Source organism: Citrobacter sp. BDA59-3 (assembly GCF_015167655.1).
GTDB classification, from domain to species: Bacteria; Pseudomonadota; Gammaproteobacteria; order Enterobacterales; family Enterobacteriaceae; genus Phytobacter; species Phytobacter diazotrophicus.
Genome location: NZ_CP063427.1, coordinates 4,196,310 through 4,209,892, shown reverse-complemented (window position 1 = coordinate 4,209,892; position 13,583 = coordinate 4,196,310). Strand labels below are relative to the sequence as shown.

The following is a 13,583-nucleotide window of genomic DNA, read 5'->3' as shown; positions in this document are numbered from 1 at the left end:
ATTCCCACTTTTTCCAGTAGCGGGTTGCTGTCTGTCAAAGGGTAGTAATCCGTTACGACATTTCGTTAGCTTGATTTCAGGATAATTATGAGCAAGAGCACCGCTGAGATCCGTCAGGCGTTTCTCGATTTTTTCCATAGCAAGGGCCATCAGGTAGTTGCGAGCAGCTCCCTTGTGCCGAATAACGACCCGACTCTGCTGTTTACCAACGCCGGGATGAACCAGTTCAAGGACGTATTCCTTGGGCTCGACAAGCGTAATTATTCCCGTGCTACTACCGCGCAGCGCTGCGTGCGTGCGGGTGGTAAACACAACGACCTGGAAAACGTCGGTTACACTGCGCGCCATCATACCTTCTTCGAAATGCTGGGTAACTTCAGCTTCGGCGACTACTTCAAACACGATGCTATCCAGTACGCATGGGAACTGCTGACCGGTGATAACTGGTTCAAACTGCCAAAAGAGCGTCTGTGGGTAACGGTGTACGAGACCGACGACGAAGCCTACGAAATCTGGGAAAAAGAAGTCGGAATTCCGCGCGAGCGCATTATCCGTATCGGAGACAACAAAGGCGCGCCTTATGCTTCCGATAACTTCTGGCAGATGGGCGATACCGGTCCGTGCGGCCCTTGCACCGAGATTTTCTACGACCATGGCGACCATATCTGGGGTGGCCCTCCGGGAAGCCCGGAAGAAGACGGCGACCGCTACATTGAGATCTGGAACATCGTCTTTATGCAGTTCAACCGTCAGGCTGACGGCACCATGGAACCGCTGCCGAAACCGTCCGTTGATACAGGTATGGGGCTCGAACGTATCACTGCGGTGCTGCAACATGTGAATTCCAACTACGAAATCGACCTGTTCAGCAAACTTATCAAAGCGGTCGCTGATGTGACCGGCGCGACCGATTTGAGTAACAAATCCCTGCGCGTGATCGCGGACCATATTCGTTCCTGTGCCTTCCTGATTGCTGACGGCGTGATCCCGTCGAATGAAAACCGTGGCTATGTGCTGCGTCGTATCATTCGCCGTGCAATCCGTCACGGCAACATGCTGGGCGCGAAAGATACGTTCTTCTACAAACTGGTTGGCCCGCTGCTCGACGTTATGGGATCTGCCGGTGAAGAACTGAAACGCCAGCAAACGCAGGTTGAGCAGGTTCTGAAAACCGAAGAAGAACAGTTTGCCCGTACGCTGGAGCGTGGCCTGGCGCTGCTGGACGAAGAGCTGGCGAAACTCAAAGGTGACACGCTGGATGGCGAAACCGCTTTCCGCCTGTATGACACCTATGGCTTCCCGGTGGATCTGACGGCTGACGTATGCCGCGAGCGTAATCTGAAAGTCGACGAAAAAGGCTTTGAAGCCGCAATGGAAGAGCAGCGTCGTCGTGCGCGTGAATCCAGCGGTTTTGGCGCCGACTATAATGCGATGATCCGTGTCGATGGCAGCTCAGAATTTAAAGGTTATGACCATCTGGAGCTGACCGGCAAAGTGACCGCGCTGTTTGTTGATGGTAAAGCTGTGAATGCGGTGAACGCTGGTCAGGACGCTGTTGTGATTCTGGACCAGACCCCGTTCTATGCCGAATCCGGTGGTCAGGTGGGCGACAAAGGGGAACTGAAAGGCAACGGCTTTACGTTCACCGTCAATGATACGCAGAAATACGGCCAGGCGATCGGTCATCTGGGGCGCGTTGCCGCAGGTTCACTGAAAGTGGGCGACGGCGTGAAAGCCGAAGTCGACGAAGCTCGTCGTCTGCGTATTCGTCTGAACCACTCTGCAACACACCTGATGCATGCCGCACTGCGCGATGTGCTGGGCACGCATGTGGCGCAGAAAGGCTCACTGGTTAACGATAAGGCGCTGCGTTTCGACTTCTCGCATTTCGAAGCGATGAAACCGTCTGAAATCCGTGCGGTAGAAGATCTGGTGAACGCGCAAATTCGCCGCAACCTGCCTATCGAAACCAACATCATGGATATCGACGCGGCAAAAGCCTCTGGCGCAATGGCGCTGTTTGGTGAGAAATATGATGACCGCGTGCGTGTTCTGCGCATGGGAGATTTCTCCACTGAACTGTGTGGTGGTACTCACGCATCGCGTACGGGCGATATCGGCCTGTTCCGCATTGTATCTGAGTCCGGCACTGCTGCGGGCGTCCGTCGTATTGAAGCGGTTACTGGCGAAGGCGCCATTGCGGCCCTGCATGCGCAAAGCGACCAGTTGCAGGATATTGCACAATTGCTGAAAGGCGATAGTGCCAATCTCGGTGACAAAGTTCGTTCCACGCTGGAGCGTACCCGTCAGCTAGAGAAAGAGCTGCAACAGCTTAAAGAACAACAGGCCGCTCAGGAAAGCGCAAGCTTGACCGGGAAGGCTGAGGATATCAACGGCGTTAAACTCCTTGTCAGCGTGCTGGAGGGTGTTGAACCGAAGATGCTGCGTACCATGGTCGACGATCTCAAGAACCAATTAGGTTCTGCCGTTATCGTTCTGGCCACAGTGGCAGAAGGTAAGGTTTCTCTGATTGCGGGTGTGTCTAAGGATGTGACCGACCGCGTTAAAGCAGGGGAACTGGTTGGGATGGTTGCCCAGCAAGTGGGCGGTAAAGGCGGCGGGCGTCCGGATATGGCGCAAGCCGGTGGCACGGATGTGGCAGCACTTCCGGCAGCAATGGCCAGCGTAAAAGGCTGGGTCGGCGCGAAACTGTAAAAATTACAAAGCGAATAGCAGTCGCCATGGCCTTGTCGCCATGGCGTTCTTGCCACTACGCTATTGAAAACGATAAAGTCAGGTTGAAGTTGTGTATATCGGCTAAACTTACGTCTAACAGAATGTGATGCCGTGACTGCTTACACTTAACGTGTTTGTCATCGCTTACTTTTTGGCGTTATATGATGGAGAATGCCGGGATACAGAGAGACCCGACTCTTTTAATCTTTCAAGGAGCAAAGAATGCTGATTCTGACTCGTCGAGTTGGTGAGACCCTCATGATTGGGGATGAGGTCACTGTGACTGTTTTAGGGGTTAAAGGTAACCAAGTGCGTATTGGCGTTAACGCTCCTAAAGAAGTATCTGTTCATCGTGAAGAAATCTACCAGCGTATCCAGGCTGAAAAATCACAGCAGTCCAGTTATTGATATTACCGCGTCTCGCCATCCCGGCGAGACGCAACATTTTTCCCCGATTCTCTCCTCATCACGTTACCTTTTTATTTCACACTCTCTATTCTCACTTCTTTTTCTCAGCCTTTTGTCCGTACTTGCGTATAGGGCGCATCGGTAATTTCTGCTGATAAAACATCCTTTTTGCACTTTTAACCGGCTAATTGTCTGCGAAGTGTGCAAACGATTCAGGGGCTGGAAAAATTGTTTGACTTATAAGTCCCAGAAAGTAATATGTGCGCCACGCAGCGACGATGAGCAGAAACAAGTTCTTCGAAGCACTCGTAAGAGGCGTGTGGTGAGGTGGCCGAGAGGCTGAAGGCGCTCCCCTGCTAAGGGAGTATGCGGTCAAAAGCTGCATCCGGGGTTCGAATCCCCGCCTCACCGCCATTTGCATCCATAGCTCAGCTGGATAGAGTACTCGGCTACGAACCGAGCGGTCGGAGGTTCGAATCCTCCTGGATGCACCATCTTTCTCAGTGTTGCGGCTTGTTGAGCAGCATTGAATCGGTAGTAAAGCAGTAAATCCTGATGCATCCATAGCTCAGCTGGATAGAGTACTCGGCTACGAACCGAGCGGTCGGAGGTTCGAATCCTCCTGGATGCACCATCTTCCTGGAAACAACATCAGTATTGTTGTTTCATTGTCTGCGCAATAATCGCCAGCACCAGGGAGGATAACGTTGCGTCAGCAACGGCCCGCAGGGCGAACGCAGTGAGTCATCCTCCTGGATGCATCATCTTTCTCAGTGTTGCGGCTTGTTGAGCAGCATTGAATCAGCAGTAAAGCAGTAATCCCGATGCATCCATAGCTCAGCTGGATAGAGTACTCGGCTACGAACCGAGCGGTCGGAGGTTCGAATCCTCCTGGATGCACCATCTTTCTCAGTGTTGCGGCTTGTTGAGCAGCATTGAATCAGCAGTAAAGCAGTAATCCCGATGCATCCATAGCTCAGCTGGATAGAGTACTCGGCTACGAACCGAGCGGTCGGAGGTTCGAATCCTCCTGGATGCACCATTTTCTCCGGAATAACATCAGCATTGTTGTTTCATGGTCTGCGCAATGATCGCCAGCACCAGGGAGGATAACGTTGCGTCAGCAACGGCCCGCAGGGCGAACGCAGTGCGTCATCCTCCTGGATGCACCATCTTCCTTCTCTAAAACAACGTTCTCTTCTCCACCTTCTTATTTTTCGTACACATTTTTCACGTATCCTTTTTCATTCCCTGACAGATTTTTATTGGCAGGTTGTTCTTTCCTCTATAATTTATCTGCTCGTAACGATGTAAATTGAGTAAGGCGAAGGCAAGGAGAGATATCATGAAAGGGTACAAAGCTATTTCTGCGTTTTGCGCAATGTTACTTGTCGCACTAACCCTGAGCGGTTGTGCGGGCTCATCTAAAAAGGAAAGCACCGGCGGCTATATAGACGACACCGTCGTGACAACTAAAGTCAAAACCGCGCTCTTCAATGATAAAAACATTAAATCTTCGGAAATCAGCGTTGAAACCTTTAAAGGGCGTGTGCAACTGAGTGGTTTTGTCTCCTCTGCTGAAAGTGCTAAGCGCGCGGTGGAGGTCGCCCGCCGGGTTCCAGGCGTGCGGGTGGTCGAGAACGATTTGAGGATCAAATAATCTTCGCAAAACACAAAGACGCCCCAGGGCGTCTTTGTTGTCTCTACGTCCGGCAGCGACAAAAATCTTTGTTTACGATAAAGTAACGTTTTGTTATCCGCTCGATGAGAACACGATGTACGAATGTTACGATGGTCTGATTTTCGATATGGATGGCACCATCCTGGATACCGAACCGACTCACCGTAAAGCCTGGCATGAGGTGCTGGGGCATTATGGTCTGCGTTACGATATACAGGCGATGATTGCGCTGAATGGCTCGCCTACCTGGCGCATCGCACAGTCGGTAATTGAACTCAATCAGGCCGATCTTGACCCTTATGCGCTCGCACGTGAAAAAACAGAAGCGGTAAAAGCGATGCTTCTGGATACCGTTCGTCCGCTACCGCTTATTGATGTTGTCAAAGAGTGGTATGGTCGCCGTCCGTTATCGGTCGGGACGGGGAGCGAAAGCGCGATCGCCGAAGCATTGTTATCCCATCTTGGTCTGCGTCACTATTTCGCTGCCGTGGTTGCAGCCGATCATGTAAAAAACCATAAACCGGCGCCCGATACTTTTTTGCTCTGTGCGGAAAAAATGGGTGTCGCACCGGAAAGATGCGTGGTTTTCGAGGATGCGGACTTTGGCCTGCAGGCGGCACGCGCGGCCGGGATGGATGCTGTGGATGTGCGCCTGTTGTGAGTGAAGCGCTTTCTCTCGTTTCACTGTTTGCCAGCAGTTTTCTTAGCGCCACCTTGCTTCCAGGTAACTCTGAGGTGGTGCTGATTGCTATGCTGCTTTCCGGCCTTAGTCAGCCGTGGTTACTCGTATTAATAGCAACAATGGGTAATAGCCTTGGAGGGTTGACTAACGTTATTCTTGGGCGTTTCTTTCCAATGCGTGAAAAATCGCGCTGGCAAGAAAAAGCAACAGGTTGGCTAAGACGCTATGGTGCAGCCACACTGTTATTAAGCTGGATGCCTGTAATCGGCGATTTGCTGTGCCTGCTTGCGGGATGGATGCGCATTCCCTGGGGGCCAGTCGTGTTTTTTTTGTGCCTTGGGAAAGCGTTGCGCTACGTGATTGTAGCTGTCGCAACGCTCCAGGGTATGACGTGGTGGCACTAATTGGACTGAGTGAGTGACCTTTAATCGTCAACCATTACAATTATGCTTAATAAAATGAATATTACAGGCGGGAGGTCAATTTGATCCCGGACGTATCACAGGCATTGTCCTGGCTGGAAAAAAATCCTCAGGCTCTAAAGGGGATTCAACGTGGTCTTGAGCGCGAAACGCTGCGCGTCAAGGCCGATGGCACGCTGGCAACCACCGGCCATCCACACGCCCTTGGTTCCGCGTTGACCCATAAATGGATTACGACAGATTTTGCCGAAGCATTGCTGGAGTTTATTACTCCGGTAGACGGTGATATTCAGCATATGCTGACCATCATGCGTGATATTCACCGCTTTGCCGCGCGTGAAATAGGTGATGAACGCATGTGGCCGCTCAGCATGCCGTGCTATATCGAAAATGGCCAGGATATTGAACTGGCGCAGTATGGCTCGTCAAATATTGGTCGCCTGAAAACACTGTACCGTGAAGGCTTGAAAAACCGCTATGGCGCGTTGATGCAGACCATTTCAGGCGTGCATTACAATTTTTCGCTGCCGATGGCTTTCTGGGAAGCCAAATGTGGGGAAACTGATAAAGAATCCGTTTCTGACGGTTACTTCCGTCTGATCCGTAACTATTACCGTTTTGGTTGGGTCATTCCGTATCTGTTTGGTGCGTCCCCGGCGATTTGCCCCTCTTTCCTGCAGGGCAAACCTTCGACGCTGCCTTTCGAGAAAACCCCCGGCGGCATGCATTATCTGCCGTATGCCACTTCGCTTCGTTTGAGCGACCTGGGGTACACCAACAAGTCGCAAAGCAATCTTGGCATCACCTTTAACAACCTGTCTGATTATGTCGTGGCGCTGAAACGCGCGATTAAAACGCCCTCTGAGGAATACGCGAAGATTGGTCTGAAAAAAGAGGGTAAGTACCTGCAGATCAATACCAATATCCTGCAGATTGAAAACGAACTTTATGCCCCGATTCGCCCGAAACGCGTAACGCGTAGCGGTGAGTCGCCGTCAGATGCGCTGTTGCGCGGCGGAATTGAATATATTGAAGTGCGTTCGCTGGACATCAATCCGTTCACCCCGATTGGCGTGGATGAGCAGCAGATCCGTTTCCTCGATCTGTTTATGGTCTGGTGTGTGTTGGCGGATGCGCCGGAAATGAGTAGCGACGAGCTGCTGTGTACGCGTAAAAACTGGAATCGTGTGATTCTGGAAGGGCGTAAACCGGGCCTGACGCTGGGAATGGGCTGCGAAACGGCGCAATTCCCACTGCCACAAGTCGGGAAAGATCTGTTCCGTGACCTTAAACGAGTCGCGCAGACGCTTGATGGACTGTACGGTGGCAACGATTATGAGCAGGTTTGCGATGAACTGCTGGCCTGTTTTGACAACCCGGAGCTGACATTCTCGGCGCGCATTTTACGTTCTATGCTTGATAAAGGTATTGGCGGTACGGGCAAAGCGCTCTCGGAAGAGTATCGTTCGATGTTGCGCGAAGAACCGCTGGAAATTTTGCGCGAAGAGGATTTCAGAAAAGAGTGCGAGGTTTCCTGGGCGCGCCAGAAAGAGGTTGAAGCGTCGGATACTGAGACATTCGAGGCGCTGGTTGCAAGACACGCCTGACAGAAAAGAAAAAGGCCACATTACTGTGGCCAAAATATTCATCTCTGAAAACAGGGATGATGATAACAAATGCGCGTCTTTCATATACTCAGACTCGCATCAGAATGAAGAGTTCATTTTATTTTAAAAAAAATCACTGCGGAGGTGACTAAATGCCATTGTTGGATAGCTTCACTGTCGATCATACCCGTATGGAAGCGCCTGCGGTTCGTGTTGCAAAGAGCATGAACACTCCTCATGGCGACGCTATTACCGTTTTCGACCTGCGTTTCTGCGTGCCTAACAAAGAAGTCATGCCGGAAAAAGGTATCCATACGCTTGAGCACCTGTTTGCAGGTTTCATGCGTGATCATCTGAACGGGAATGGCGTGGAGATTATCGACATCTCCCCGATGGGTTGCCGTACTGGCTTCTATATGAGCCTGATCGGTACGCCTGATGAGCAACGTGTGGCCGATGCCTGGAAAGCGGCGATGGCTGACGTATTGAAAGTGCAGAACCAGAACCAGATTCCGGAACTTAACGTCTATCAGTGCGGCACATATCAGATGCACTCGCTGAGCGAAGCGCAGGACATTGCGCGCCATATTCTCGAAAAAGACGTGCGTGTAAACAGCAATGAAGAGCTGGCGCTGCCGAAAGAGAAACTGCAGGAACTGCACATCTAGTGCGAATGTTCCCTCTCCCAACGGGAGAGGGATGGGCAAAGGAGGTTAAGCGATGTCCACAACCTTAACCTTCTCCTTTACCCATCGCCCTCTGGTCCCCTTTGCCCATGATTATGAACACGGAGAAAGCGAGCCGTGGCATCAGCATGAGTGCGCCCAATTGCTGCATATCTTAAGTGGCGTTGTCCGGGTGGACACGGCATCAGGTTGTTGGGTCGTACCGCCAGGGCGCGGCGTCTGGTTGCCTGCCGGAACACAACATGCGATTCGCATTACGGGTAAAGTTGCCGCACGCACGCTGTTTATTGACCCACTTGCCCGAGCGGATTTACCCGCCTCCTGCCAGATTGTGCAAATTACGCCACTGCTACGCGAGCTGATTGTCGCCTCGTTTTCTCTTGCCGAAAAATATGCGCCGGCCAGTCGTGATGAGCATGTTTATGAGCTGATACTCGATGAAATCCGCGGTATGCGCGTGCTGCCCTTTTTCTTGCCGGAGCCCGAGAGTGAAGTGCTGAAAAATCTGTGTCTGCGCATTCGCGAGTCGATAGCCCAGCCCTGGAGCAGCACACAGGCGGCGACGCTGATCGGCATGAGTGAAAAGACCCTTAACCGCCATTTTCAACGGCAAACGGCGTTAACTTATGGCGAATGGGTTCGGCAGGCAAAGCTGATGGAAGCGCTGGTCAGGCTTGCGCAAGGTCACTCAGTGTTACGTGTCGCGCTGGATCTGGGATACGGCAGCCATAGTGCGTTTACGGCGATGTTTCGCCGGGTGATGGGGATATCACCCAGCGATTATTTTCGCGCACCGGAAAACGAGTGATGTTAGCTCAGCGCATTCAGTAACGCCTGTAAAGATGCCCTCGCCACATCATTATCGATACCCACCCCCCAACTTCCGCTACCGTCCGGATACAGACAGTGAATGTAGGCCACAGAGCGGCTGTCGCTACGTTCTCCGAGCGTATGTTCGTGATAATCCTTAATGCTGAAAGGCTGTTTAAGCAACTGGCTTAGTGCGCCGGCGGCGGCAGACAGTAATCCATTACCCAGACCTTCGATTTTACGATGGGTCCCCTGTAGCAGTAATGTGGCCTGCAAATGTAACTGACCATCCTGGCGGCTTTCGCTTTTATAATCCACCAGGGCCAGCGCAGGCTGCGCAATCAGACCGTAGCGCTGGCGGAAGAGCTGCCACAGCGCATTTTGCGTCATCTCTTTACCGTGGTTGTCCGTTTCACGCTGTACATGCTGGCTAAAATCCTGCTGTAACGCGCGGGGTAATTTCAGCCCGTGATTTTGCTCAATCAGCCACGCGCTTCCGCTCTTACCGGACTGGCTGTTCACGCGGATCACCGCTTCGTAGGTACAACCAATGTCCTGCGGATCGACAGGCAGATAGGGCATCTCCCAGCGCTCTTCAGCTTTGCGGGCATCGAAGCCTTTTTTAATTGCATCCTGATGCGATCCAGAAAAGGCGGTATAGGCCAGGCGACCGGCCCACGGGTGACGTGGGTGAACGGGCAACTGATTACAGTTTTCCACCACATCGACCACCTGCTGCATATTGCTGAAATCAAGTTCCGGGGAGATACCCTGGCTATAAAGGTTCATCGCCAGCGTAACCAGACAAACATTACCGGTGCGTTCGCCATTACCGAACAGACAGCCTTCAACGCGATCGGCACCTGCCAGCAGCGCCAGCTCAGCACTTGCCACGCCAGTTCCGCGATCGTTATGCGGATGAACGCTGATACTCACCGCCTTCCGACGGGTAAAGTGGCGGCAGAAATATTCAATCTGATCGGCGTAAACGTTGGGCGTGTTGACTTCCACCGTCGCGGGCAGATTAATAATCATGGGACGTTCAGCGCCGGGTTCCCATACATCGGCCACGGCTTCACAAATTTCCAACGCAAATTCCGGTTCGGTAAAACAGAAGGTTTCCGGGGAATACTCGTACTGCCAGCGGGTTTGCGGATGCTGTTCACAGAGTTGACGAATGAGCCGTGTAGAACGTACCGCAAGGGCGATCACGTCGGCCTTTTCCATGCCAAACACCAGCTTGCGAAACAGCGGTGCCGTCGCATTGTAGAGGTGAATGGTGGCGCTGTGCGCTCCCGTCAATGATGCGAAGGTTCGGTGAATCAGGTCTTCGCGCGCCTGGGTCAATACCTGGACAGTGACATCCTGTGGAATACGGTTTTCTTCAATCAACTGGCGTACAAAGTTAAAGTCGGTTTGTGATGCAGACGGGAATGCTACTTCGATCTCTTTGAAACCGCAGGCGAGAAGCAGATCCCAGAACTGCAACTTACGCTCACTGTCCATGGGCTCTGCCAGTGCCTGGTTGCCATCGCGCAGGTCTGTAGAGAGCCAGCGTGGCGCGTGGGTTTGTTGCTTTTCAGGCCAGCGACGATCGGGTAACGAAATTGGCGTATAAGGACGGTATTTTTGTGCAGGGTTTTTAAGCATTGTCTTCTCCTTTGGTCTGTGAATTATCCTGGCGGCAGACAAGAGACGATGCTTTAGCGCAGCGGACAGAAACTACCGAGAAACGGACAATCTGGCCGTCAACATCCGATGTAAAAGTCCTGGCGCCTGTACGCATATTTTATTTATTACGACTTCCATTAATTGTATTCTGCAATTGGTTTATTTTTATAATAAATATTGTTGTGCTTTAAATGTATTATCTGAATGCTTTTATTGACAAGGTTCGAATCGCTAACCACCTGTTTAATTTCTGCTTGTTGTTATTTTCTTTCTGTCGTGATAGGTTTTATTTTTCTTTTTTTGTGGTTGATAACCAAACGGGAATGAATGTATTCATACTACGGATGCATTCACAGGGAATATTATGCTCAGGTATGAGGCTACTATGCGGTCATCACACGTCGGATTCATAATAATGACACTCGCACTACTGCTGGTAGGGTGTTCAGCGAAAAAATCATCGACACCTCTGACTTTAACATCGGGAAAACAGAGTGAAGTTCAATGCTATCAAATGTTTACCGCATTAAAGTCACTTGATAACGCATCTTTTAAAAAGTACCAGCAACAATTCAGTGTTATCAATAATAATTATGAAATATATAAAAAGAATCAGTCCCTTATAGATGGGAATTCTTCTGAGATCATTAGGCTTGAGCTAAATAATAAGGTTGATATTGTTTGTGCTCGTGTGCGTAGCGCCGTGTTTGCCAATATGTCAAAGCGTGCAAATGAATTGAATAAATTATGAGAAAATTATTATCTATTGCTGTAATAATGTCGGGTGTAATTTTCTCGGATATGGTTAAGGCTGACTCAACATTATTAATTGAACGGCTGCAGCAAGAAGGGATGTTGGCTCCCGAACCGAATATTCTGTTTAAAAATGCGGGTGAGAAATCGCAAATTACTACGCCTGCTGTTCCTCTGATGACGCCTTCTTCACCTGCAACGCAGGTAAAAAATACTCCGGTAGTCAAGAAGAGTGCTGCGCAACAATCGGAACTTAGTACCCTGAAACGAAAGCTCAGCACTCTGCAACGTGAGTTGCAGGTGCTTCGTAAGCAGAATGCATCACTTAAAAATCGACAGCCAGGCCTGTTAACGGAACAGGGCGAAGCATTCAGAGATGAAAATAAACAGTTGCACCAGCAACTCCTGGCGAGTGAGAAACAACTGGCTGAAAACGCGCGTCGCTATGAAAAACAGATTGGCGAACTGACCGCGCGGGCAGAAGAATTACAGACGCAAATGACCCACTTTCAGTTGGCTGCCAATGAGGCCACCAGCCAGAAGGTATTGCTGGAGCAGCAACTGGCGAAGCAGTCTGACAGCGATAAAGCGCTGGCGACGCAGCGGGCGGAGGCCGAAAAATTGCGCGCCCAGCTTGCGGCGGCGAATGAGAAAACCGCGACGCTTGGCAAGAATATCGCAGAACTGGAGAAAACCGCGCAGGCGAATAGCGCGCGCACCGCCGCACTCGAACAGAGCCTGAAAGAGGATACCAGCCAGAAGGTATTGCTGGAGCAACAGCTGGCGAAGCAGTCCGACAGCGATAAAACGCTGGCGACGCAGCGGGCGGAGGCCGAAAAATTGCGCGCCCAGCTTGCGGCGGCGAATGAGAAAACCGCGACGCTTGGCAAGAATATCGCAGAACTGGAGAAAACCGCGCAGGTGAATAGCACGCGCACTGCCGCACTCGAACAGAGCCTGAAAGAGGCCACCAGCCAGAAAGCGCTGCTGGAGCAGCAACTGGCGAAGCAGTCCGACAGCGATAAAACGCTGGCGACGCAGCGGGCGGAGGCCGAAAAATTGCGCGCCCAGCTTGCCGCAGCGAATGAGAAAACCGCGACGCTTGGCAAGAATATCGCAGAACTGGAGAAAACCGCGCAGGTGAATAGCGCGCGCACCGCCGCACTCGAACAGAGCCTGAAAGAGGCCACCAGCCAGAAAGCGCTGCTGGAGCAGCAACTGGCGAAGCAGTCTGACAGCGATAAAGCGCTGGCGACGCTACTTGAGCAAACCAGTAAACAAAATAGCGAACAGCTCATTCAGCTTAATACTGCCAAAGGCAAGATCGCAGAACAGCTCGCACGTCTTGCCAAACTTGAGCAGCAGGCCAAAAAAGCCGACGAAGAGAAAAAGCAGGCGCTGGACAGTCTGGCAGCGTTACAAAAGGAGCACGATGCAGCTTCCCTTGAACTGGTTAAAGCAAAGCAGTCTGCCTACTCACTGAAGAAGCACAAATCTGAAGAAGCAAAAATAAGCTATGCCTACGGTGCGTATTACGCGGTTAAGGTTCTCTACGAATTCAAAGTGCTGGAGAATGCCGGGCACAAGTTCTTACCTCTGGCCTTCCAGCAGGGGTTCAAAGATAAGCTCGCCAACACGATGCAACTGAGCGAAGAAGACGTTGGTCAGACTTTAACTCGTTTTGATCAGCAGGTGGGGGCGGCGAACGAGCGAGAACGGGAGCGTAACAAAAAACAGAGCATCCAGTTTGTCGCGCAGGCTGCGAAAGTCAAAGGCGCTGAGCGGACCCACAACGGCGTGGTTTACCAGGTTATCAAAAAAGGCAAAACACCGCTATTAACCGCAAACGATACGGTTCGTTTCCGGCTTGATGAAAAAATCAGTACCGGAAAGAAAATTTCTGTCGGCGAAGTACGAATTGGTATGGTGAGTAAGCTTCCGGAATTAATGCAGCAAGGCTTGCTGCGTATCGGCAGTGGAGGCAAGGTCAGGATCACCGTTCCGAGTGAACTTGCCTATGGTGAACAGGGGATACCCGGTTCTGTGCCGCCAGGCGTGGCCTCGGAAATAACCCTCGAAATTCTTGGCATCGTGAAATAACAAAAGAAGGGCCTCCTGGCTGGAGGC

At 51.5% G+C, this 13,583-nt stretch carries 11 protein-coding genes and 5 tRNA genes; 15 read left to right on the top strand and 1 reads right to left on the bottom strand.

Translation table 11 applies throughout. From position 1 onward, the window contains the following. The first annotated feature begins 87 nt into the window (after positions 1-87). The 13 genes from alaS to IP582_RS19745 all read left to right on the top strand — a co-directional run bounded on the left by alaS (position 88) and on the right by IP582_RS19745 (position 9,030). The gene (gene alaS / locus IP582_RS19805; protein WP_193794208.1) at positions 88-2,715 is read left to right on the top strand and encodes an alanine--tRNA ligase; all 2,628 of its coding nucleotides are present in this window, start codon (positions 88-90) and stop codon (positions 2,713-2,715) included. A 243-nt stretch (positions 2,716-2,958) separates the two neighbouring features. Continuing rightward, positions 2,959-3,144 (top strand): carbon storage regulator CsrA, encoded by a 186-nt coding sequence (csrA, locus tag IP582_RS19800; RefSeq protein ID WP_000906486.1) that lies wholly within the window; start codon positions 2,959-2,961, stop codon positions 3,142-3,144. A gap of 321 nt (positions 3,145-3,465) precedes the next feature. Continuing rightward, positions 3,466-3,558, top strand: a tRNA-Ser gene (locus IP582_RS19795). Positions 3,559-3,561: 3 nt separating this feature from the next. Beyond that, a tRNA-Arg gene (locus IP582_RS19790) sits at positions 3,562-3,638 on the top strand. Positions 3,639-3,701: 63 nt separating this feature from the next. Continuing rightward, positions 3,702-3,778 (top strand) — tRNA-Arg (locus IP582_RS19785). Positions 3,779-3,970: 192 nt separating this feature from the next. After that, positions 3,971-4,047 (top strand) — tRNA-Arg (locus IP582_RS19780). A 62-nt stretch (positions 4,048-4,109) separates the two neighbouring features. After that, positions 4,110-4,186, top strand: a tRNA-Arg gene (locus IP582_RS19775). Positions 4,187-4,489: 303 nt separating this feature from the next. Continuing rightward, positions 4,490-4,804, top strand: a complete 315-nt coding sequence (locus IP582_RS19770) for a BON domain-containing protein (RefSeq protein ID WP_039077619.1) — start codon at positions 4,490-4,492, stop codon at positions 4,802-4,804. Between the two features lie 115 nt (positions 4,805-4,919). After that, a complete protein-coding gene (gene yqaB, locus IP582_RS19765; protein WP_193794207.1) occupies positions 4,920-5,486 on the top strand; it encodes a fructose-1-phosphate/6-phosphogluconate phosphatase in 567 nt (188 codons plus the stop codon). Next, the gene (locus IP582_RS19760; protein WP_193794206.1) at positions 5,483-5,911 is read left to right on the top strand and encodes a YqaA family protein; all 429 of its coding nucleotides are present in this window, start codon (positions 5,483-5,485) and stop codon (positions 5,909-5,911) included. The genes yqaB and IP582_RS19760 overlap by 4 nt, the downstream gene beginning before the upstream one ends. A gap of 80 nt (positions 5,912-5,991) precedes the next feature. Then, positions 5,992-7,536, top strand: a complete 1,545-nt coding sequence (gshA, locus tag IP582_RS19755; protein WP_193794205.1) for a glutamate--cysteine ligase — start codon at positions 5,992-5,994, stop codon at positions 7,534-7,536. 152 nt (positions 7,537-7,688) lie between these two features. After that, positions 7,689-8,204, top strand: coding sequence for an S-ribosylhomocysteine lyase (gene luxS / locus IP582_RS19750; protein WP_039077615.1), 516 nt, complete (start codon positions 7,689-7,691; stop codon positions 8,202-8,204). Positions 8,205-8,256: 52 nt separating this feature from the next. Further along, the gene (locus IP582_RS19745) at positions 8,257-9,030 is read left to right on the top strand and encodes a helix-turn-helix domain-containing protein (protein WP_193794204.1); all 774 of its coding nucleotides are present in this window, start codon (positions 8,257-8,259) and stop codon (positions 9,028-9,030) included. Between the two features lie 2 nt (positions 9,031-9,032). Here IP582_RS19745 and leuA read toward each other — a convergent pair whose 3' ends face one another. After that, positions 9,033-10,682: a 2-isopropylmalate synthase gene (gene leuA / locus IP582_RS19740; RefSeq protein WP_193794203.1), complete on the bottom strand. Its 1,650-nt coding sequence runs from the start codon at positions 10,680-10,682 to the stop codon at positions 9,033-9,035. Between the two features lie 436 nt (positions 10,683-11,118). On the opposite strand from leuA, the gene IP582_RS19735 reads away from it, so the two are divergent. Both IP582_RS19735 and IP582_RS19730 read left to right on the top strand, forming a co-directional pair. Continuing rightward, positions 11,119-11,454: a hypothetical protein gene (locus IP582_RS19735; protein WP_228007914.1), complete on the top strand. Its 336-nt coding sequence runs from the start codon at positions 11,119-11,121 to the stop codon at positions 11,452-11,454. A 50-nt stretch (positions 11,455-11,504) separates the two neighbouring features. Further along, the gene (locus IP582_RS19730; RefSeq protein WP_193794202.1) at positions 11,505-13,556 is read left to right on the top strand and encodes an FKBP-type peptidyl-prolyl cis-trans isomerase N-terminal domain-containing protein; all 2,052 of its coding nucleotides are present in this window, start codon (positions 11,505-11,507) and stop codon (positions 13,554-13,556) included. Positions 13,557-13,583 lie beyond the last annotated feature (27 nt).